Genomic DNA, 21,884 nt, shown 5'->3' on the forward strand with positions numbered 1-21,884 from the left:
GTTGCCGTCTTCCCCTTCATAAAGACTGCTGCCTTTACTACGAAAAAGAAACTCCGGGAGTGTAATTCATGCTTACGTTTGTACTGATTCGCACCGACCATCAGCTCTCTGTAGACAAAATGCTAAGCACTACTGTATTCCCTTCCATGCTTATATCCTATGAAATTTTTTAAAAATAAAAAGTCCCTACTGGCAAAATTCCAGTAGGGACGAATAGACTTCGCGGTACCACCCTAGTTGCGAGCATACGCTCACCACTTTTCATTCTAATAACGACTTTGTTGCCGTCTTCCCCTTCATAAAGACTGCTGCCTTTACTACGAAAAAGAAACTCCGGGAGTGTAATTCATGCTTACGTTTGTACTGATTCGCACCAACCATCAGCTCTCTGAAGACAAAATTGCTAAGCACTACTAAATTCCTTTCAACGCTCTACAATATATAACATTTTTTTAGTATAACGAATTATAAAGTGAGATCTATTAAGTTGTCAAGGATTAAATATTATAAATATATATTATTTCAGACCGAAATTCCTTATAAATGTTTCAAAAGCTTATTCTACTAAGGCTTCGGGAAAAAGCCTTAGAATTTTTTATCTAAACATTATAAAAATGCCCTTTGAATAAACCATACCACTCCGAAAAGGGATATCGCTGCCGATATAGAAGGAATCGACCATTTCACTTTGCGAATATAATGAATCACAGGATAAATAGCCAAGACAAGCAGTATTTGACCCATTTCGATACCGAGATTAAAAGTTAACAATGAAGACATGAAATGTCCGCCGTCCATCCGCATTTCAGATAATGATCCGGCAAAACCGAACCCGTGAATTAGACCAAATCCAAAGGCTAACCATAAATTATGTTTCATATTCCTATTAAACATATTATTAATCGCTACATAAATAATGCTCAAAGCAATGAGAGACTCGACAAACCTTTCGGGCAGCATGATGATATGCATACTGGACAAAATCAAAGTAACGGTATGGGCTGCGGTAAAAGCGGTCACGACTTTTAAAATTTGCTTAACGGACCGGGCTCCTATTAATAATCCTAAAAGAAACAAAATGTGGTCATAACCGGTAATCAAATGTTCCACTCCAAGCAAAAAAAACTGTTTGATGGCACGAATGAAACTTAACTGACCAAGCTGGATTTCACGCGATTCATAGGTAATAATGGAATTTTGCTTCTTTCCATTATGGATGATCGTAACAAAATTGGTATGCCATTGATCTACATCATCAAAAATCAAGTCGTATGTAAGTGCCAAATATTCTGGTTTATGGTTTTGTGAATACTCAAGAGTCGCCTCTGCAAAGGGCCGGTTATTCACTTCAATTGCATGAAGCCTGGTTAACTTTCCTTCAAGTGGTATACCATCGGCGTGCAATTTGATTTTAGATAAAAGATAGGTTGCCACTTCTGGTTTAGAGTTTTTTACAAATTGGTTGATGACTTCCGGTGTATTGGTCCCTATTTCTGGGTCATTCGGGGTTACCGCTATTCTTAATTCAACCATATCAACCCGTAAAATATATTGAATCATGCCATCCTTTTCCGAAATATCTGAATAGGCTTGACTGTCACCAGTATGGGCAAACGAAACGGGTACTTGATACCCCAAAAGGGCAAACGATAAAACCATTAAACTAAGCCATTTTTTAACCATCCTGATTTCCCCTCACTATGCTTTTCTAAAAGAGGAGCCACCCCCTGAAAAAAATCCCACTGAACTTGAAAGCCAGTGGGATAAACGGTTAATGGCACCTCAGCTTCGTTTATTTTCCCAGCCAGAGGTTGATAAGTGCTTCTGCATCGCCAGTCAGTACGTCTTTAACTGACTTACTTATATTACCTTGCATTGGTTTGTTATTGATATGCTTGAGGAAATCCTGCATGTGTTTAGCTGCTGTTTCCTTGGAACCCTTGTTCAGCTGATGGTCAGCCTGATCCAAGCTATTCTTCAGTTGTTTGCTGAGCGGGCCGTTCACATCCCCGAGCGCCGTATATCGGTCATGCAAACTTTGCATCGACGGGATACTTGTCTCCACTTTAAAGCGTAAGGTCTTTTCCAAGGTATTTCCCGCCTTGTCGACCGCAAGGATCCTTAGTGTATGGACGCCCAGTTTACCTGCTAAATCCACACCTGACTCATTTTGATATGGCTTTCCGTCAAGTGTCAGGGATTGGCTGACCACACCGGAAATTTCGTCTTTTACATTCAGTTTGAACTTAACGTTTTGGTCATCTTGATAAACAGTTCCATCAGCGAAAGCAGATCCATTTGCTTCTAATGTATAGGTCGGAGCTGTTTTGTCCTTTACTATCGTATACGTATCGACTTCTTCCATCGTATCTGTTCGATAGGTTGAGACCTCAATGCTGTTCGGAGTTACATGGATGTTTGAAAATGTCGGCACCCGGAGCTGACTTCTAACCTCAGAATAGATTTCCGGAGTCGTTTTTAACGTATAATACTTACTGCCACTTGCAGAGTTTGCTGTGATATAAGAAGTACCTTTCGGGTTCAAAACTCTTCCTTTTTCATCAACGATTTGATCTTTTTGAGCTTGGTCAGCTAACATATTGTAGGTTCTTACATACGAGTGATCATGACCCATAAGAACCATGTCGATTCCTAACTCATCAATGGTCGGAAAAAGGGCAGCTCGTAAATTTACAATAGCTGTTTCTGTAGAGTGACTGGCGGCACTATAGATGGAATGATGGAATGTGACCATTTTCCATCTTGCATTTGGATTTTTCGCTACCGCCTCTTTCATAAATGCGGCATGAGAAGCCCCACTCATATTATTAGTATTCAGTACCATAAACAAAGTATCGCCATAGGTGTAATAATAGTCCCCACCGGCATTGGTTACTCCGAAATCTGCTGACTCATTAGGCTGATTAAAGTGATATTTGTAGTTCACACTGTTATCATGATTTCCTACTACCGGTGCCAGCGGCAAGTTTCTAAGTGCGTCTGGCTTGAAAAATCCGGTATATTCCTTTTCACTTGTGGACGTATTCACCTGGTCACCCGCAGACATAATGAAGCTGTAATCTGGGAATTTTTCAACCGCTTTCGTAAGCGTGTCCTCCCAACCAGACGTATCAGTAGTCGCATTTCCGCTCGCACCGATTTGCGGATCGCCCACTAACATGATTCGGTAATCCTCTGCATTTCGGGTGGTATATTCATAGACAGTGCTCCAGTGTTCATCTGTGCCGTCACCAACACGGTACACATATTCAGTTGAGCCTTTCAGGTTCGTTACGGTTACTTTATTGGTAGAAAAATCAGGTACTGAGTCAGAAGCTTTTCCATTGAATGTCATGGCTTTGTCAGATGGAAATTCATTTCCATTCATTTTAGACTTCTCAGCAATCTGAACGATAGCGGTTCCCGGGTTTCGAGGAGTATACCAAGTTAGATTCAATTCAGATTCATTTTTTCCGGGAGTGAGTCCTAGATCGGTGACAGAGTAGTTACTGAGTGTGTTTAAAACAGGGGTGATTTGTGCTTCTGCACCTGCCCTTACACTTGTCCAACCCGAGAATACGATCGCTGAAGCCATTGCTATCGATAGCAATCTATCCCGATTCTTTTTATTAATTCCTTTTCTCATCGCAAAAAACCACTCCCTCAATTTTTTACCTCCACCCGCGCGGTTTCAAAGGAAGGCTCACTCTTATCATAAGAGAAGTTTGTAAAGAAGAAATAAATTCCATGTAAATAAAGATTCTATCCGTGTAAATTATCTGTAAATTAAGAGTTTTCATCCTTTTTTATAAATTTAATATTAATTTACTAATAAACTACATTCTCTTAACACTATTTTCTTATAATCAAACTAAATCATACGGAAATTTTTTTAGGAGGAAACACATGCTTAAATCTATGAAAAACCGAGCGATCCTTATCGTGATTTTGGGTCTGCTTTTCTCAGTATTTTTGTTTCTTTTTAATAGGATCCCTGAGGTTACGTTTAATGAGCAAGGCGGTACATCTTATATAAAATATGAAAAGGCAAAGATAGTAAGAGTCCTCAGTGAATCTTTAGAACAGGATGAAACAGTTAGCGGATTATATCGTGGAACCCAAGACCTGGAGGTTAAACTTCTTTCTGGAGAACATAAAGGTGAGATTCACAAGGTTAAAAACTATTTAAGTACACTTTACAATGTTCACGGAAAGGCAGGGCTTAAAATTATCGCTATCGTCGATACGGCAGGACCAAATATGTACAAGGTTTCGGTTTACAGCTATTATCGTGCTCCACTTTTGGGTGCAATGATTTTCATTTTACTTGCAGTCTTGTGCGCGATTGGCGGAAAGAAGGGGCTGAAGTCTGCCGTTGGACTTGTGTTTACTTTTGCTTGTCTGCTCTATTTGTTTATTCCGATGCTTTATAGAGGGTATTCACCGATTATTGCTTCAGTAGTGATTGTTGTTCTTACAACCTGTGTGACCATGTTTTTACTTGATGGCTGGAGTTCAAAATCATTGTCAGCGATACTAGGTACAACGCTTGGGGTCGTCATTGCTGGTGTTATCTCTAGTACTGCTGGCTTCCTCGCTCATGTCACTGGGTTTAATACGAATGAGTCTGAATCCTTAATTGTCATCGCGACTGAAACTGACATGCAAGTGAGAGGACTGCTTTTTGCCGGTATTCTTATCGCATCTCTTGGTGCCATCATGGATGTAGGGATTTCCATCGCCTCTTCTGTTCACGAGGTTTATGAAGCAAATCCAACACTTAGCAAGAGGGAGCTATTTATCTCTGGAATCAATGTAGGCCGCGATATGATGGGAACGATGGTCAATACCTTAATTCTTGCCTTTACAGGTGCTTCCCTTACTTCGCTTATCTTAATTTATGCCTATAATGTACCCTTTAATCAATTGATCAATATGGATTTCGTGGCCATCGAGGTAATTCAAGGGGTGTCCGGAAGTATCGGGGTGATCCTGACCGTACCGATCGTTGCTTATATTTCTTCAAGGATTATGCCAAAGTTTAAAAAAGAAAAACATATTGTAAACGTCAAAAACTATATGGAAGCACAATAGTAAAGCTCATCGAAATACTGCTAATTAAGGAAAAATCGTGCGGCTATTTATTTCTTATTCAACGATTCTTTAGCTAAAAAAACAAGATGAGCCATTCTATTTGACCGATTAGTCCTTCATAGCCTTGATGATGGACATAATCTCGATTTTATCGAGACTGGACAGGATAAGCAGATTAAAGGGCCATAGACAATTATTTGTCTATGGTCCTTTGTTTTGGAAATTTCAATGAGCTTCCCCCCTTTAAAATAGTACTTGTTGTATCTATGCAACAAAACCAACAAAGCAGAGGGATGCTCAAGAATCCTCTAAAAAAATATAACAAGGATAAATAATAGTGAAATACAAATAATATTACCATTATTATACTTTTTGGGAGGTATAGCTATAAAGAAATCAGATTCGATTACCGTATTTCAATTAATCCTATTATCTATGACTGCGATTGGCTTAAAGAATCATGTCATTATTATTTCACCTTTGATACAAACCGCAGGAAGAGATTCTTGGTTAAGTGTGATTGTTTCACTTTTTTTTGTACTTCTCTGGGTTCCTCTTTTATTGTTTATTCATAAAAAAACAAAGCAGCAGCACTTGAATAAATGGATGCAAAAATATACTGGAAAATGGTTAGGGAATTTTATTTTTTTCATTGTTATCCTGTATCTTACCATTATTGCCGGAGTGACATTAAGGGAGACAATTACTTGGGTCAATATTACTTTCCTGCCGAGTACCCCCTTTTTTTTGTTGGCAGTTTGTTTTGCTTTGGTTTGTTGGATGCTTGCAGGAACGTGTCTGCGTACCTTGAGTATCGTTAATGTTTTTCTTTTATTCTTTATTGTCCTTCTCGGATTTTTTGTGTCGTTTACCAACATTCAATACAAAAATTTTTCACTTCTTATGCCCTTTCTCGAACATGGGTTTCGCCCTGTTTTAAAAGGCACGGTATACCAATGTTCAGGGATGGTGGAATTAATATTCTTTCTGTTCCTTCAACACAAAACTGAAACACCTATTCGGTTTGGCCATTTATTAATAGCTTCAATCATCTTAACATTATTAACAGTTGGCCCACTGATCGGAGCTGTGATTGAATTTGGACCTGTTGAAGCTTCAAAACAGCGATTTCCTCCATACGAGGAATGGGGACTGGCCTCTCTGGGGAATTTTATTGAACACGTCGACTTTTTATCCATCTACCAATGGCTATCAGGTGCATTTATCCGAATTTCCTTACTTTTACTGCTAATAAGGGAGTACCTTCCATTTAAACAAAAACGAAAATGGTTTCTGTCAATTATTTTAGCTGCAATTACTGCTATAGCATTACTGCCGATCAGTGATTTTCAATTCTTGCGAATGTTATCTGCGTTTATTTTACCATTTACACTTTGGTTCTTCTTAGGCTTATCAGTTTTCCTCGGTCTATTGGCAGCAATCTTTGAAAGAAAAGTATGGAGGCCGAATAAAGATGTTTAAGAAAAAGACTCAGAATACAACGAAAATTCCTAATGAGAAGGAAATTGCAACATCATCAAAGTATTTAAACGAACAAACGCTTCGGGAGTTATTCAAAAAAAACGAAGATGTAAAATTTGAACCTTTTAAATTCAATCAGCACAAGGTGATGATGATTTACTGTAAAGGGTTAGTTAGAAACGATATGCTTTATCAAACGGTTCCCGATCGTCTTGAAGCTTTTTTTTCGCCATTACATGCGGAACCTAGCATGGAAAAGATTCTCAATCTTCTTCACCTCCCTTCTCTTAAATTGCTAGAAAATGAAGATGAAGCAGTTTCAGAGATTTTTTCCGGAAAAATGCTGTTGGACTTCAATATACCGGGAAGCATTTTTCTAGTTGACATATCGGAACGGCCGCAGCGAAACCCGGAAGAAACAAAAACAGAAGTGAGTCTCTTAGGTCCACGAGACAATTTTATTGAAGACATTTCAATCAACACCGCATTAATTCGAAAACGACTTCGAACAACCTCGCTTGCAAGTAAATCGCTGGTAATTGGCAGGCGAACCAGAACAAAGGTATCTGTACTATATATAGACGATATTACTGATAAAGAAATTTTACAAAAAATCATGGAAAAGTTGTCTGCTATTGATATCGATGGGCTCTTTAGCGGTACACAATTAGAAGAATTAATAGATAAAAACCCATTCGGTTTGTTTCCACGTCATGCCTATTCGGGACGACCAGACTTTGCCGTTCAATCACTCCTAAATGGCAGAATCATTATTTTAATCGATGGGATTGCTTATGCTTATATTACACCAGTAAACCTGTTCTTTCTGCTAAAGAGTTCCGAGGATAAAGAACAGAACTACGCTTTTACCTCCTTTGAGCGATTGATGCGGGTTGTCGGAATTCTAATAGCAACTTTCCTTCCTGGTTTCTGGGTTGCCCTCTCTGCATTCCATCAGAATCAGCTTCCGCTCACGCTTTTAGCAACAATTGTAGAATCGAGAAGAGGAGTTCCACTACCCACATCTCTCGAAGCCTTATTAATGCTGGTTATTTTTGAATTATTTAGGGAAGCTGGTCTGCGCTTGCCAACTGCAGTAGGACAAACGCTCAGCGTAATTGGCGGACTTATTATCGGAGATGCCGCAATTAGAGCAGGATTAACAAATCCTGCCATGCTTGTAGTCATTTCAGGCTCGACTATTGCTACCTTTACACTGGTAAACCAGTGGTTAATTGGAACAGTTTCTATAATCCGGTTTTTTGTCATCTTTTGTGTTTCTATTTTTGGCTTTTTTGGTTTTTTTATCTCAATCTTTATTATTCTTATTTACATTGCTAAAATTCGGATTTTTGGGGTTCCCTATTTAGGCTTAGCCACCCGTCTTGATATGATGAATATCTTAAAATCTGTTTTTCGTTTACCCGAGTCCAAAAAAGTTAGTAGAGCAAACTCTCTAAACCCTAACGATCCCACCCGAAAAGAAGGGGAATCCTAATGAGGAGAAAACTGATCAAACACTTGTTTCTTACATTGATCGTGCTGGCTGTTATCCCAATAGCAGGCTGCTGGGATACAAATGAAGCTGAGCGAATGGTATATGCTCAAGGTTTGGGAGTGGATTATAAGGACGGTCGTTACACCATTTATTTACAAATAATAAATTTACGATTGATGGCAAAATCTGAGTCCAGCGGAGGCGGAGGACCTCAAGTAAATGTTGAAGTCGGCCATGCCTCGGCAAAAACGTTTGATAAAGCAATTTTCAACCTCTATAAAAGTTCCCAAAGACGGATTTTCTGGGGCCATCTTTCCTATGTTGTTTTCTCAGAAAATGCGCTGAAGCAAGTGGGGGTCAAAGCAACGATTGATATGTTGGATCGCTATCGAGAGACGCGATATCGCATTTGGATGTACGGGACAAAGGAACCACTTTCAAAAGTATTCGTTACTACTCCAATTCTTGATATGTCTACTGCCCTCTCAAGGCTAAGTGATCCTAAAGCCACATTCCATCAAAGTTCGTTTATTCGACCGATCGATATGAGAGAACTGCTTATCGCACTGGACGAGCCTGGGCACGAGGCTAGTATCCCTTTCATAAGCATTTCTAAAAAAAACTGGGTAACAGATAGAGAAAGACATGAAGCAATTAAAACAGATGGGATTGCTGTTACGACAAAAGATGCTCTCAAGGGAAAAATAACAAACGATCACGCCTTAGGTTTTAGATGGATGAATAAAGATTTTGTTCGAGACGTGCTACAGGTAAGAAGTAAAGAAGGGCCATTGGTTGATCTAGTAATTGAAAAGTCAAAAGTAAAGGTACATCCAGTCGTAAAAAATTCGGACATTCATTTTAATGTGCAGATCAAAGCAAAAGCTGTAATGCTTGTCCTAGTGAAAAAAGTCAATCTTGCTAGTTTAGCATCAGAATCAGAAAAGGAAATAAAAAAACAAATTATGGAAACGTATGCAAAAGGACTTAACTTCGACGCCGATGTGTATCGACTATCAGAGGTTCTTTATAGAAAAAACGTAAATGTCTGGAAACAAACAGAACATAATGGAAAAATTCCGTTAACGAAAGATTCCATTAAGCTAGATATAAAAGTGAAATTGGTTCATGGAGCTAAACAACGGGAAGAGCCTACCTTAGAATAACACTGCCAATAGTTTTTGATACATTTTACACATTCCTTTAAGTGATTGGACTGCTATAGAAGACGGATTATCACAATTTGTTAATTGGTATAAAAAGTACTATTTTAATGATGACTAAATTCCCCCCTTAACTAAGTTAAGGGGATATTTTTATGGACCTGATCACAGTATGATTTTACTATTCATTAATAGCTTTAATATGGTAAATTGAAGAAAATGACCGGGATTGGAGGGCTAAGGATGTACAAAATTATGCTGATTGAAGATGATATTGAGCTATGTTTGCTTATGAAGGAATGCCTTGAAAAATATAAGTACTTTGTGCATGAACAAACGGATTTCAACAGTATTTTAGAGCAGTTTGAACAAATTCAGCCGGATTTAGTCCTTCTAGATATTAACCTACCCTATTTTGATGGGTTTTACCTTTGTCGAGCGATGAGAAAAAAATCAACAGTACCGATTATCATAACCTCTGCGAGAAGTGGAGAATTGGATCAAGTGATGGCGATCGAGCTTGGAGCCGATGATTATCTCACAAAACCCTTTACCTTTGAAATTTTACTAGCAAAAGTAAAAGCCGCTCTAAGAAGAGCATATGGTGAATATTCCAGCAACACTAGCCATTTAACCGTCCATCAATTAACCCTTTATGAGGATAGCTTCAGAATGAGCTTTAACGAGAAAATCGTGGAACTTAGTAAAAATGAATATAAATTAGTTAAATATTTTATTGAAAACAAAGAGCGGATTATGACGAGAGAGGAACTGATTGAGCAGCTTTGGGACGATGTCGCCTTTGTCGATGACAATACGTTAACGGTCAACATTTCAAGGATAAAAAACAAATTTTTACAGCTGGGAATCAAAGGTTTGATTCAAACAAAAAGGAGTGTTGGGTACCTATTTAATCATCAACTATTAGTAGAGGTTGGGGAAGATGAGTAAAGTACTACTGAAAAATTTTTTTAAAGATAAGAAATCGATTATTCTGGTCTACCTAATCAATACAGCTATATTAATCATTTTTTTTAATATAATCCATCCTGGCAATCTGGAAATCCTCTATCCTATTAGTATTTCTTTATTCGTATTAGCCATCTTGATTGTGATGGAATGGAGTACATACTATAAATTTAACCATCATTTACACCAATCGAATCATGACCGTTTAGATTTGCGGCCAGTAACGAACGAACAAGCAGAAGTGTCCCAGCTCATTCATACCTTAAATAAGAAATACGTCCGCGAGATCAATGAGTTAAAAAGCACACATGAAGAAAATGTCCAATTTCTTTATCAATGGATGCATAATTTAAAAACGCCAATATCCGTTATTGAGCTCATTATTCAAAAGTATTCGGCACAGCAAACGTTCCCGGTTGAAGTCTTAAAAAATATTAAAGCGGAGAATGATAGTCTGTTCGCTAGTATTGAACAGGTGCTGAATATGATCAGGTTTGAAAACATCGCCATGGATTTTGAACCTCGTGCTGTAGCGCTCGTTGCTTCTGTCAAAACCGTTATCAATGAAAAGAAAAGTCAATTCATTTATAACCACGTATATCCGGTCGTAAATGCTAACCTAGAGTACTCCGTTATAACGGATAAGAAATGGAATCAATTTCTGCTTGACCAGTTGATTTCAAATGCAATTAAATATTCTGACACTAGCGAAAGCAATAAAAAGCTAGTGATTACTATTTTTCAAGAGAAGGAATATACCTGTCTTTCCATTAAGGATGAAGGTGTCGGAATCCCTGCCTATGATCTACCTAGAGTCTTTGACCCCTTCTTTACTGGGGAAAATGGCCGAAAATTCCGTAACTCCACGGGTATTGGCTTATACATCTGTAAGAAAATCGCCGACCGCTTAGGTCATCGGCTGGAAATCAGCTCAGAAGTAGGTAAGGGTACGGAGGTAACGATTAAATACCTTGCAAAATTGTAAGATTCCCGTAAGGATATTCGATGGTTCTGAACAAACGGAAAAACTACCATAGAGGAAGGAGGGATTTAACATGACAGCAGTTTTAGAGGTAAAAAATATCGTAAAAATCTATGATAATGAGAAGGATCAATTTGCCACAAAGGCGCTTAATCGCATCAATTTGACGATTGAAAAAGGGGAATTAGTGGCGATTATGGGTCCATCGGGAAGCGGCAAAACGACGCTGCTCAATCTTTTAAGCGGCATTGATTCCCCTACATCGGGGACAATTCATATTGCAAATAAAGAACTCAGTACAATGAATAAGGAAGAGTTAGCCTTATTCAGAAGGCAGCATCTCGGTTTTGTATTCCAAGAGTTTAATTTACTTGATAGTTTATCGTTAAAAGAAAATGTGATGTTACCGATGATTTTAGAAAAGCGTGACGCAGTATATATGGAAAACAAGACGAAAGAAATCATGTCTGCGTTTGGTATTTATGACATCGCCGATAAATATCCATATGCGATATCAGGTGGTCAGCAGCAGCGTGTCGCCGTCAGCAGAGCATTGGTCAATGATCCTAGTATTATCTTTGCAGATGAGCCGACAGGAAACCTAGATTCAAAGTCTTCGAAAACGATTATGGAATGCTTTGAAAAAATAAACAAAGAGATGGAAACGACGATTGTTGTTGTGACCCATGACGTCTTTGCAGCAAGCTATTGCAACAAAGTCATTTTCATTAAAGATGGTCAGCTTGATTCGCAGCTCGTTAAAAAGGGGAATCGAAAGGACTTTTTAGACCAGATTATCGACTGCCTTGCCATCTTAGGGGGTGGGACGCATGACGATTAAGCAAATCGCTATTAAAATTTTCAAAAGTAATCTGAAAAGATATCTATTTTACTTTCTTTGCAACAGTTTTGCCGTCATGGTGTTCTTCATGTTTTCAACGCTCCTCTTTAATGAAAGTCTGCATAGTTCAAAAGAAATCGAAGAAGGTATCTCTGAAGCGGTGATGATTCCTACTATTGCCTTACTGATTTTTTCAATCTTCTTTATCAGCTATGCTCACTCTGCCTTTATTAAAGGCAGAAAAAAAGAGTTTGGGCTGTTTATGACATTAGGGATGTCAACCAGGGATATTCGTAAAATCATTTTAGTAGAAAATAGCATCATTGCCGGCGCCTCCATTAGCTTAGGGATTATAGCAGGATCGCTATTTTCACGATTTTTTTTCCTAATCATTATGAGCCTGATTGGTGTAAAGAGCGTTTCGTTTGAACTCAATTTAAACAGTTATCTATATTCCATTGGTCTATTCAGTCTGATCTTTGCCATCGCTGTAGGGGGTACGATGGTCGTAACGAGTAGGTTTGAGATTGTTAAGCTGTTAAAGGAGGAGCGTATATCCAAGAAAAATAAACGCGCGAATCCCGTTTTGGCAGCGATTGCGTTTATCGCACTGCTTTCAACCTTATATATTCTCTATGCTAACTTCGGGACAGTCCCTGAAAATGACGGACAACTGCTGTTGTTTTGTACGATTTCCATCATGATTACCTTATATATGACGATCTCACAGTTAGGGAGTTTCTGTCTAACAATCATAAAAAGAAGGCCATCAGGCTATTACCGTCACCTGCTATTGCTAACGAATCTAGATTATAAGTTTAAACAAGTGAAGAAAATTATCTACCTTATAACGGTTATGGTCATTGTGACGATTTTTTACATCGGCTTTGTTCTTTATCTTTATTTAGGTGCAGAAAAAGCAGCGACCGATTCTCACCCCTATGATATCGCGTTTGTTCAAACGGACGTTTCCTTTGATAAGCTGTCTGGAGTGGTCGATACGAAGGAAAATCCCATCACCGAGCATAAAACGCTCGAAGTGAGCAACTACTTTGATCCGGCAAACTACAATTTCCGAACCGTTTTTGTCGCTGATGATCAGCTTTCAGCTATTGCGAGCAAACCGATTCAGGTTGAAAAAGGCAGCTACCTGATTCTAGTTCAATTAAACTTGCAGGGGAAAGAAGACAGGAAAAGAATGATTGCCGATATCCAAGAGGGTCTACCAAATATAGGTGTTCACAAACTGCAGGCGGCCATGTTTGAACGGCTGATTAATGACCTAAACTATATCGATAATAGCTTAATTGTCCTTAATTCAACCGATTATCAACAGTTAAAAAGGAATTCTTCAGACATACAACCAGCGGATATTCAGTTTTTAAATGTAAAGGACTGGAAGAATTCGAAAGATGCTGTCATAAAGCTGCAGGAGAAATTAACGGCTGCGAATAAAGTAACACCTGAATTTGCGAACCTGATTCAGCGAAGATTGATGTCTGAACAGGAATTTTTCCAGCCAGGGTCAAAAATAGGTCTCTACGATTATAATAAGCAAGGCGGCGGGCTCGTCCTCTATCTTGTGACCTTTATCAGTATCCTATTTTTTATTGCGACCGTTATTATTTTGCTATTACGCCTCTTTTCCGAACTGGAGGATGAAAAGAAAAATTACAAAAAGCTATATAAAATTGGGATTACCGAAAAAGAAATTCGCAAAATCATCGCTGGGGAATTAAAAATTCTCTTTTTCGCCGCTCCCTTGATCGGAATCGGGATCTCCCTTGTATACACGAGTACCTTTTTTAAAGAATCAGGAATGAATGTTGAAATATACCGCAGCAGCTTCTCAATAAGCAGCGTTTATTTACTTTTCCAATTGATTTATTATTTTATCGTAAAACGCAAATATGCCAATCAAATTATTGGCGACTAGATACTGTCCCCCGTCCCTATTTAAAATAATGTATATCCATAAAGAAAGTTCCTAATATTAATAATAAAAAAGAGGAGATCTTGTATGGATTTAGATTGGGTTTGGAAAACTGTCATCATTATAGTAGCTGGATTGATATTGTTAAGGATTAGCGGGAGACGGTCGGTAGCTAAAATGACTGTACCACAAACAGTGATCATGGTTATGATTGGTACATTATTGATTCATCCAGTGGTAAGTAAAGGGCTTTGGCCTACGATTGGAGTCGGGACCTTATTAATACTAGCTCTTATCATAATTGAATTCGTTGAATTAAAATTCAATGGATTCGAATCTATTGTTTCTGGTAAAGCTATACCACTTATTGAAAAAGGGGAAATAAATGAAAAAAATTTAATAAAACTTAGGTTTACGATAGATAAATTAGAAACACTTTTACGACAAGTAGGTGTTACTACGGTTAGCGATGTCCAATATGCTACATTAGAGGTGAATGGACAATTAGGATATATGTTAAAGAAGGAGAAACAACCTGCAACAAAAGAAGACATACAAAATCTTATTCAATTAATTCAAACCGGTAAACTCCCCTCTCCTATCAATCAGTCAACAGATCATAAAGAGAATATATTTACTGAGGTGGTAAACAAAAGGTCTCTCACTCCATCACCCAACAGATTGGAATGAGTAACCCAGGGAAATACCGAAATATCCCCCTTAAGGTCAGGGGGATATTTTAGTGTACTCATTATAATATTCGTTTTATTTTTGCTTATCTTTCTTGTCTTTCTTATCTTTCTTGTCTTTCTTGTTGTCTTTCTTGCCCTTTTTATCTTTCTTATCCACTTTGTCTTTCTTATCCACTTTGTCTTTCTTGTCCTTTTTGTCTTCCTTGTCCTTTTTGTCTTCCTTGTCCTTTTTGTCTTTCTTATCCACTTTGTCTTTCTTGTCCTTTTTGTCTTTCTTGTCCTTTTTGTCTTTCTTGTCCTTTTTATCTTTCTTATCCACTTTGTCTTGCTTATCCACCTTGTCTTGCTTTGAAAATTCGTTGTCGGGCTCCACTTGATAGACTTCTAGTGTCTCACTTTGCGTATTATCCGTAAGTTGGGTTTGTATAGACTCTAAATCATTATGCTGTATATTCGTAAGCGGCGCTTCTATCGATTGTTGCCAAACTTCTAAAATCTCGTTTGCTACCCGATTCCATTCATAATTCGCAACTGCCAGTTCTCTTCCTCTAATCCCCATTCTTTTCATCAGAGATTTATCCGACAAAATGGTTGTAATTTTTTCAGCAAAGCAGCTCGGATCTTCCGGATTTTCTACAATCAGTCCGTTCTCATTTTGGATAATTACTTCCGAGTTTCCTCCCCTTGCAGTTGTAACAATCGGAAGTCCTGCTGCCATTGCTTCATAATGAACGCGTGCTAGCGGTTCTTGCCAAAGGGAAGTACACACAAATAAATCAGCTGATGCAAACCATTTTTGAATTTCACTTGGAGAAACGAAACCCGTTGCTACAACCGGTATTGATTGTTTTTTTGCCAATGCCCTAATATACGCGACATAATCCGTTACATCATCTTGACTAAACCATTTACTTCCCATAACTACCAAAGCTAAATCTTTAAATTTTGTTGAAAGCTGAGGTAATGCTCGGATTAACCTATCTACCCCTTTGTTTACCGAAAGCCTTCCGGCAAATAATAAAACGGTTTTTTTCTCTAAACCGTGTTGTTTTCGGATGGAATTTCGAATTTCACCCATTTTTGGATGGTTTCCAGGTAGGAAACGCTCGGTATCTACACCTGAATAGATGGTGCGGATATTAGGTACAGTTTCGGGATAAAGAGTACGGATGACATTTCCAACATAATCACTTACGGTTACAATATTGGAAACCTCTTTCAAAACTGATGTTGCTTCAGATGGGTCAATTTTTTCGATACTGAACATATCATTGTGCATGCTTAAGGTGATTTTTGCATTTGGCGCTGCACCGCGGATGGGCATGACAAGTCGGGGGCGATTAAAAATGTGGATAAGATCAAATGAATTGTTTTGGATAAATTGTACGACCTCTTCTCGATATATTTCCAATATGATTCCTGGAACACGGACATATTGAATGCCGTTCATTATTTCTTTATCCGGGAGAGACGGATCACTAATCCCAATCACTGTAATATCATGAAATTTGCTTAAGATTGGGAGAGTTCCGGAAATATACGTTTGTATGGCTCCTCCTAAAACAGGAGGCACAGGCAGTTTTTCTGTACAAACCATTAATATCTTCATATTTCCCTACTTCCTCCAATCATGTTGAATTTCATTTAACGCAGGCCATTTTGATTGATCCGTGTCGACGATCGTTTGAATTAATTGAGTGGTTGTTTCATTTAAAAATAGTTCAGGTTCATATACGACTTCTTTAATATTTTTATAAAATTCATTAGGAAGGGAGAAATCGATCATTAATAGTTCATAAAGTTCAGGTGTTAGTGGACTTGCCTCATGGTAAGCCCTTATCATTTCTCGTATCCATGTCACATCCCAATTAAATAAATCGGACATCGTACCCGAAATAAGTTTCCTTAAATCACGAATTGGCAGGTCGTAGGCGACACCATCCAGATCAATAATCCACATACCATTAGGTCCCATTTGGCCGTTTGACCAACCATAGTCCTGGTGTACGAGCCCCCAACTCCTATTTCCTTTTTCTACTAACGACAAATAACTAGATTGATTAAGATCTGCCAGACTTTTTCGCGCTTGTTCTTGAAAACTATCAACCACATTTAATATCGATTGACTTGCTGGCATCTCTTTATACGCTTTTGCAATGTTTCGGAACCAATCCATTTTCATGATGACTTTTTCATAGCTTTTTGGCCATTTGGCCAATCTTGAAGCAACTTCCGCTTGACTTGGTGGAATATACCCCTTGCTTAACTGGTGGAATTCACCAAGCGCATAACAAAGCTGTTTTGCTCCTTCCAAATCTTTTGTTACCGGTGCCAATGGTTCAATCCACTCGGCAACAAACCATAATTTCCCGCCTGCCTCAATATACTCTTGTCCATCTTTTGTTTGGACGATTCCTGGAACTCTCGCTCCCTTAACTTCGACCAAGTATTTTTGAGCTCCAAGGCTAAACATACTTCTAGTTGGTCTTCGATGTAACAGTTTTAAACTTTTTGGCCCTGCATTCGTTTCAAGTTTCCAAATGGACCCACCTTTGTCGGGCTTCGTTGTCACCACCTGCATGCTCTTAACTTGAAAACTATAATGTTTCAAAACCTCAGCTGCCAGCGTATTAATATAATCCGGAATAAAAAATTCATGCGTAAGCTCATCCGCTTCCCATGGTACGATAACAATATTATCCAATATATCCCTCCTACCTTTTTGAGCACTCAAAAAGTGCAAAACATTTCTAACTAGGGATGAAATGCTCTAAAAATCGTTCTATTCTGCTTAGTAATAATCAAATGGCCATACTTAATCATATGTAATTGTCCAAGCATGGTGAGAGGATAGGTGCGGATTCTTTAGATAAGCACGCTTCCTTTGCGCGGCGTATGGACTGGAACGCTTCGAGAAGGACCTTTTACCATGATTCCCCACAATCCAGCGCCAACTAAAGTTTTTCGATTTTCATCAAGCCTATTGATACACTTAGTAATTCCTTTTATAATAATTTAATATTTATCGTGACTTTCGAGTCTGAAAGTCTTTATTTAATATGGAAAAGAAGCAGGAGGGAAAGATGTTACAGAATGAAGGTTCAAAATCAATCGTACTGCCACTTACCATTTCCATTATAGCCATTTCATTTTCGGCTATTTTCGTAAAATGGTCTGATGCACCTGCCTCCATTCTAAGTATGTATCGCATGTGGTTTGCGAGCATTTTAATGGTGCCCATCGTGTGGAAAAATCGGCATGAATTCAAAAAAATCACCAAAAAGGATTGGTTCTTTTTATTTTTTTCCGGCTCCTTTTTAGCCTTACACTTTGTACTCTGGTTCGGTTCGTTAAAGTTAACAACGGTTGCCAGTTCAACAATTATTCTTACTTTACAGCCGATTGTCTCGTTGATCGGGGGCTTTTTTCTATTTAAAGAACGAACGACACTGTCCGCATTGTTGACGATGGGTGTTGCCATCGTTGGAGCAATGATGATTGGCTGGGGGGATTTCGGTTTAAGTCAAGATGCTATTATCGGCGATATTCTTTCATTTTTCAGTGTTATCTCTGTGGTAGGCTACTTATTGATTGGGCAAACCATCGTTAAAAAAATATCGCATTGGCTCTATAGCTTTTGTGTCTTTTTCTTTGCTTCTATCGTTCTAACCATCTATAACGTATTTACAGGAGTTGCCGTTAGCGGCTATCCTGCCAGGGAATGGGGCATCTTCCTTTTACTTGCCACCGTTCCAACCGTCAGTCACCTCATCAATAACTGGCTGTTAAACTACGTCAATGCTACCACAATCTCGATGAGTATTTTAGGCGAACCCGTTGGATCGACAATATTAGCTTATCTTTTACTACATGAGCAACTCGTCAGTTGGCAAATTGCCGGCGGACTGCTCGTCCTTATCGGCGTCTTTTTCTTTTTGAGTCAGCAGCGAAAACCAATTCCACACACAATTGAAGAAGGAACATTTACTCCTTAGATACCAAATCTAAGGAGTTTTTAATTATGAAGGAAGGACATCCAGTTAATTAATGCTCGGTGTTTTCTTCTACTGTCCCATTCAGGGGTATCTATCATTCGTTAATAGGTAATCAAGACTATATACCCGTCCTCTCATCCTGCAACTAAAGTCCCTGAAAAAATTTTAAATATTCAACAAAATTCGCGAGGATAGGAGACAGGTATAGTAAATTTATAGTACAATAGGAAAAAGATATTCATAGTTTCCCGTTGTAAACCCTTTAGAATCATTTGCTTTAAACGTTTTAACCTCTTACAAGAGCAGCCTCTAACTATCATTTATAAGGGTGAGAAAAATGAAAGTACTTAATGAACAAAGTCTAGTAACAACAACCACAAAAAATAAACCACTTCATTTTTTAGTAAAACAAATGATTGATACTTTGTTTAGCCTTTGTTTATTAATGATTCTTTTCCCGTTTCTTATCATCATTGCGATTGTGATTAAGCTTGATTCGCGTGGTCCTGTTTTTTACACACAGGAACGCATTGGGCTGGATGGACAACCCTTTTTGATCATTAAATTCAGAACGATGTACATCGATGCCGAAAAGCATGGACCGCAATGGGCTAACCAAAATGATGCCCGGATTACCGCGGTTGGCTATTATTTACGGAAATACCGGATCGATGAAATACCTCAATTTATAAATATATTACGCGGCGAAATGTCGATTATTGGTCCACGGCCGGAACGATTAGTTTTTATTGAAGACTTCGAAAAGGAAATTCCTCATTTTCGTAACCGCCTTCAAGTAAAACCAGGAATCACTGGCTGGGCACAAATTAACGGCGGATATGATATTGCTCCAAAGGAAAAATTAGATCTCGATTTATACTATATTTACAATTATTCGATTTTATTAGATTTGAAGATTGTCTTGAAATCAATTCCTGTTATTTTGTTCGCCAAAGGATGGAGATAAGAAAGTGAAACGGATTCTCTTTTACGAAAGCCGTCCGGAATGGGGAGGAGCACAGAAGTGCGAACTTGAGCTTCTCACTGCGCTTGACAACAGTTCACTAAATACGTATTTTGTGACTTCAACAGACGGACCGATGAACGGCCGTGTAAGCGCTGCAGGCAAAGCCGTTACACTAATTCCCATCCATAATGCCGTCAATAAGATTCGAAAAGGACAAGTCAAAACGGGCGCATTCTTTTACCTCTCGCAGGGATTCAATATGCTCCCTCATTTCTTTAAAGTTATTACCTTCTTGCGCAAGAATCGGATTGATCTGGTATATACGAGTCAATTCCGCTCCCAGCTCCTGATTGGCTGGCTGGCGAAACTGTTTGGACGAAAGGTCATCTGGCATCTCCATGGGGAGGAACAGCTGAATAATCTTTTAGGAAAAATAAGTGTTGCCGCCGCCGATAAAATTATTGTCGTTTCAAACACATTAGCAGAACGCTACAAGCAGCAATTTCCAAAACAAAAGGCTAAATTCAGCGTGGTTCATAATGGTGTCGAGCTGACAACCCGATTACCCGAACGAAAGAAGGACAATTCAACCTTTACGATCACCATGGTAGGAACGATTATTGAAGGAAAACGCCAAGACCTGGCGATTTTAGCTGCTGCCCGGCTGCAAAAAATGGGCTATAACGTTCAGCTGAATATTATCGGGGAGAAACCTCCATGGCATCCAGAAGACTATAGACATTCCTTGCACGAACAAGTGCGTAAATTGGGGCTCGCAGGCACTGTCAACTTCCTCGGCTGGGTTGAAAATCCTTGGGAGCTTTTACAAACTTCAACTGTTTTCATTTTGCCATCGGATACCGAAGGACTGCCGCTATCGATTATTGAAGCCATGGCTTCAGGGCTGCCAGCTATTTCGACCAATGTCGGCGGTGTCCCGGAATTAATTGAAGACGGAAAAACCGGCTTTATCATTAAGCCCGGAAGTGTCGACGAACTCATCGAAAAGCTAACGCTGCTGCTTGAACATCCAGCGCTTTCTGAACAGATGGGACAACAAGCGCGTGCAAGGTACGAAGCCCATTTTACGAGAAAATCATTTATCAAAGGAGTTGCAGGTGTCATTAACACCGTTGTCTAATGAAAATCCTCTATTGTATTACCGGTGCGGATATCGGCGGCGCTCAAAAACATCTACTATATTTGACGGAATGGTTTTCACAAAAGGGGCATGAAGTCCATGTCGTTCTCGGCGAAGAGGGACCTCTAAAGGAAGAGTTAGCGAAGCAGAAAATTGAGACTGCCGTGATACCTATTCCAAGGACCATTAAGATATGGGAAGATACAAAGGCGTTATGGAAACTATTTGTTTTTATGAAAAAAGGAAAGTATCATCTTGTTCATTCACACAGTTCAATCGCGGGGATCATTGCGAGATTGGCTGGTTTCTTCAATAGAATCGATAAAAATATTTATACGGCCCATGGCTTTGTGTTCACGGATCCCACCCTATCATCGAAAAAGCGCAGACTTTATCTTTTGCTTGAGAAGGTATTCAGCTGGGTTTCTACTGATATTATCACGGTGTCAAGCTTTGATTTTAAACAAGGAATCGCCCATGGAATCAATCGAAAGAAAATGTCTGTTATCCATAATGGGATTCCTGGGAAGCAAATCATTTCGATTGCAAAATGGGAGAAAATGCAGCAAAGACTCCGCAACCGTGATTCCAAGATTATTGGCTTTGTTGGCCGCTTTGCCTCGGAAAAAAATTTGGATATGCTCCTTAGGGTCGCTTCCCGATTCAGAGGGCAAAATGTCGAGTTTTGGCTGATTGGCGATGGCCCGTTATATGGTCATTATCAAAACGAAATCAAAACGCAAAACCTTGAATCCATCATCAAGTTAAAAGGCAATCAGGACAATGTGCTCGAATGGATGGACCAAATGGATATCATGGTGATTACCTCTCATAAAGAAGGGCTTCCCTATGTCTTGCTAGAGGCGTGTGGCAGGGGAATTCCAGTTATCAGTACAGATGTTGGCGGCGTTAAGGAAGTAATCGACCCCCACGGGACGAAGAACCTTTTAGTAGAAATAAATGATGATGAAGCAATGTACCAGCGGCTGATTTCTTTACTAGTAAATGATTCGTATCGTGAGGAAATAGGAAGGTACTATTTGGAACTTGCGAACAGGTTTACGGTGGAGCATATGTGTCAACAAACAGAGCAGGTCTATTTAAAAGGAAAACGATAGGCCCCATAC

At 38.9% G+C, this 21,884-nt stretch carries 17 protein-coding genes and 2 other annotated features (1 of these 19 cut by a window edge); of the genes, 13 read left to right on the top strand and 4 right to left on the bottom strand.

Translation table 11 applies throughout. The features are described 5' to 3' along the window. Positions 1–156 (bottom strand) — a binding site (T-box leader) (it extends 176 nt beyond the left edge of the window). Positions 157–202: 46 nt separating this feature from the next. After that, positions 203–437 (bottom strand) — a binding site (T-box leader). 169 nt (positions 438–606) lie between these two features. Both ACIQCO_RS06055 and ACIQCO_RS06060 read right to left on the bottom strand, forming a co-directional pair. Continuing rightward, positions 607–1,683, bottom strand: a complete 1,077-nt coding sequence (locus ACIQCO_RS06055) for a HupE/UreJ family protein (RefSeq protein WP_400426761.1) — start codon at positions 1,681–1,683, stop codon at positions 607–609. A 109-nt stretch (positions 1,684–1,792) separates the two neighbouring features. Then, positions 1,793–3,667 (bottom strand): purple acid phosphatase family protein, encoded by a 1,875-nt coding sequence (locus tag ACIQCO_RS06060; RefSeq protein ID WP_400426762.1) that lies wholly within the window; start codon positions 3,665–3,667, stop codon positions 1,793–1,795. A gap of 239 nt (positions 3,668–3,906) precedes the next feature. Here ACIQCO_RS06060 and ACIQCO_RS06065 point away from each other — a divergent pair, with 239 nt between their 5' ends. The 9 genes from ACIQCO_RS06065 (at position 3,907) to ACIQCO_RS06105 (ending at position 14,652) form a co-directional block, all read left to right on the top strand. After that, positions 3,907–5,094, top strand: a complete 1,188-nt coding sequence (locus tag ACIQCO_RS06065) for a YibE/F family protein (RefSeq protein WP_400426763.1) — start codon at positions 3,907–3,909, stop codon at positions 5,092–5,094. Positions 5,095–5,466: 372 nt separating this feature from the next. Beyond that, positions 5,467–6,576 carry a GerAB/ArcD/ProY family transporter gene (locus ACIQCO_RS06070; protein WP_400426764.1) on the top strand — a complete coding sequence of 370 codons (1,110 nt, stop codon included), beginning with the start codon at positions 5,467–5,469 and terminating at the stop codon, positions 6,574–6,576. Beyond that, the gene (locus tag ACIQCO_RS06075) at positions 6,569–8,074 is read left to right on the top strand and encodes a spore germination protein (protein WP_400426765.1); all 1,506 of its coding nucleotides are present in this window, start codon (positions 6,569–6,571) and stop codon (positions 8,072–8,074) included. Before ACIQCO_RS06070 ends, ACIQCO_RS06075 begins: the two co-directional genes overlap by 8 nt. Then, complete coding sequence (locus ACIQCO_RS06080) at positions 8,074–9,240, top strand: Ger(x)C family spore germination protein (protein WP_400426766.1); 1,167 nt, start codon at positions 8,074–8,076, stop codon at positions 9,238–9,240. The genes ACIQCO_RS06075 and ACIQCO_RS06080 overlap by 1 nt, the downstream gene beginning before the upstream one ends. A gap of 240 nt (positions 9,241–9,480) precedes the next feature. Beyond that, entirely contained in the window at positions 9,481–10,188 is a 708-nt protein-coding gene (locus ACIQCO_RS06085) for a response regulator transcription factor (RefSeq protein WP_400426767.1), read from the top strand. Continuing rightward, positions 10,181–11,191 (top strand): sensor histidine kinase, encoded by a 1,011-nt coding sequence (locus ACIQCO_RS06090; RefSeq protein ID WP_400426768.1) that lies wholly within the window; start codon positions 10,181–10,183, stop codon positions 11,189–11,191. The genes ACIQCO_RS06085 and ACIQCO_RS06090 overlap by 8 nt, the downstream gene beginning before the upstream one ends. A 70-nt stretch (positions 11,192–11,261) precedes the next feature. Continuing rightward, a complete protein-coding gene (locus ACIQCO_RS06095) occupies positions 11,262–12,029 on the top strand; it encodes an ABC transporter ATP-binding protein (protein WP_400426769.1) in 768 nt (255 codons plus the stop codon). Further along, positions 12,019–13,965, top strand: coding sequence for an FtsX-like permease family protein (locus ACIQCO_RS06100; RefSeq protein WP_400426770.1), 1,947 nt, complete (start codon positions 12,019–12,021; stop codon positions 13,963–13,965). Before ACIQCO_RS06095 ends, ACIQCO_RS06100 begins: the two co-directional genes overlap by 11 nt. An 84-nt stretch (positions 13,966–14,049) precedes the next feature. Continuing rightward, positions 14,050–14,652, top strand: coding sequence for a DUF421 domain-containing protein (locus ACIQCO_RS06105; RefSeq protein WP_400426772.1), 603 nt, complete (start codon positions 14,050–14,052; stop codon positions 14,650–14,652). A 75-nt stretch (positions 14,653–14,727) separates the two neighbouring features. On the opposite strand, the gene ACIQCO_RS06110 is transcribed toward ACIQCO_RS06105, so the two are convergent. Together ACIQCO_RS06110 and ACIQCO_RS06115 are read right to left on the bottom strand one after the other, a co-directional pair. Continuing rightward, the gene (locus tag ACIQCO_RS06110; protein ID WP_400426773.1) at positions 14,728–16,263 is read right to left on the bottom strand and encodes a glycosyltransferase family 4 protein; all 1,536 of its coding nucleotides are present in this window, start codon (positions 16,261–16,263) and stop codon (positions 14,728–14,730) included. Positions 16,264–16,269: 6 nt separating this feature from the next. After that, the gene (locus ACIQCO_RS06115; RefSeq protein WP_400426774.1) at positions 16,270–17,358 is read right to left on the bottom strand and encodes a CotS family spore coat protein; all 1,089 of its coding nucleotides are present in this window, start codon (positions 17,356–17,358) and stop codon (positions 16,270–16,272) included. Between the two features lie 379 nt (positions 17,359–17,737). Here ACIQCO_RS06115 and ACIQCO_RS06120 point away from each other — a divergent pair, with 379 nt between their 5' ends. The 4 genes from ACIQCO_RS06120 to ACIQCO_RS06135 all read left to right on the top strand — a co-directional run bounded on the left by ACIQCO_RS06120 (position 17,738) and on the right by ACIQCO_RS06135 (position 21,875). Continuing rightward, positions 17,738–18,649 carry a DMT family transporter gene (locus ACIQCO_RS06120; protein ID WP_400426776.1) on the top strand — a complete coding sequence of 304 codons (912 nt, stop codon included), beginning with the start codon at positions 17,738–17,740 and terminating at the stop codon, positions 18,647–18,649. A 337-nt stretch (positions 18,650–18,986) separates the two neighbouring features. Then, positions 18,987–19,616, top strand: a complete 630-nt coding sequence (locus ACIQCO_RS06125; protein WP_400426777.1) for an exopolysaccharide biosynthesis polyprenyl glycosylphosphotransferase — start codon at positions 18,987–18,989, stop codon at positions 19,614–19,616. A gap of 4 nt (positions 19,617–19,620) precedes the next feature. Continuing rightward, positions 19,621–20,757, top strand: a complete 1,137-nt coding sequence (locus tag ACIQCO_RS06130; RefSeq protein WP_400426779.1) for a glycosyltransferase family 4 protein — start codon at positions 19,621–19,623, stop codon at positions 20,755–20,757. Beyond that, entirely contained in the window at positions 20,757–21,875 is a 1,119-nt protein-coding gene (locus ACIQCO_RS06135; RefSeq protein ID WP_400426780.1) for a glycosyltransferase family 4 protein, read from the top strand. Before ACIQCO_RS06130 ends, ACIQCO_RS06135 begins: the two co-directional genes overlap by 1 nt. Positions 21,876–21,884 lie beyond the last annotated feature (9 nt).

The sequence above is a fragment of the Neobacillus sp. NPDC093127 genome (assembly GCF_044754175.1).
Classification (GTDB): Bacteria; Bacillota; Bacilli; order Bacillales; family Cytobacillaceae; genus Neobacillus.

Excerpts from the sequence above, each read along its gene's own strand:
- ACIQCO_RS06100 (WP_400426770.1), top strand. The coding sequence starts at position 12,019 with ATGACGATTAAGCAAATCGCTATTAAAATTTTCAAAAGTAATCTGAAA.
- ACIQCO_RS06075 (WP_400426765.1), top strand. The coding sequence starts at position 6,569 with ATGTTTAAGAAAAAGACTCAGAATACAACGAAAATTCCTAATGAGAAG.
- ACIQCO_RS06055 (WP_400426761.1), bottom strand. The coding sequence starts at position 1,683 with ATGGTTAAAAAATGGCTTAGTTTAATGGTTTTATCGTTTGCCCTTTTG.
- ACIQCO_RS06135 (WP_400426780.1), top strand. The coding sequence starts at position 20,757 with ATGAAAATCCTCTATTGTATTACCGGTGCGGATATCGGCGGCGCTCAA.
- ACIQCO_RS06085 (WP_400426767.1), top strand. The coding sequence starts at position 9,481 with ATGTACAAAATTATGCTGATTGAAGATGATATTGAGCTATGTTTGCTT.
- ACIQCO_RS06110 (WP_400426773.1), bottom strand. The coding sequence starts at position 16,263 with ATGAAGATATTAATGGTTTGTACAGAAAAACTGCCTGTGCCTCCTGTT.
- ACIQCO_RS06105 (WP_400426772.1), top strand. The coding sequence starts at position 14,050 with ATGGATTTAGATTGGGTTTGGAAAACTGTCATCATTATAGTAGCTGGA.
- ACIQCO_RS06125 (WP_400426777.1), top strand. The coding sequence starts at position 18,987 with ATGAAAGTACTTAATGAACAAAGTCTAGTAACAACAACCACAAAAAAT.
- ACIQCO_RS06095 (WP_400426769.1), top strand. The coding sequence starts at position 11,262 with ATGACAGCAGTTTTAGAGGTAAAAAATATCGTAAAAATCTATGATAAT.
- ACIQCO_RS06080 (WP_400426766.1), top strand. The coding sequence starts at position 8,074 with ATGAGGAGAAAACTGATCAAACACTTGTTTCTTACATTGATCGTGCTG.
- ACIQCO_RS06120 (WP_400426776.1), top strand. The coding sequence starts at position 17,738 with ATGTTACAGAATGAAGGTTCAAAATCAATCGTACTGCCACTTACCATT.
- ACIQCO_RS06065 (WP_400426763.1), top strand. The coding sequence starts at position 3,907 with ATGCTTAAATCTATGAAAAACCGAGCGATCCTTATCGTGATTTTGGGT.
- ACIQCO_RS06090 (WP_400426768.1), top strand. The coding sequence starts at position 10,181 with ATGAGTAAAGTACTACTGAAAAATTTTTTTAAAGATAAGAAATCGATT.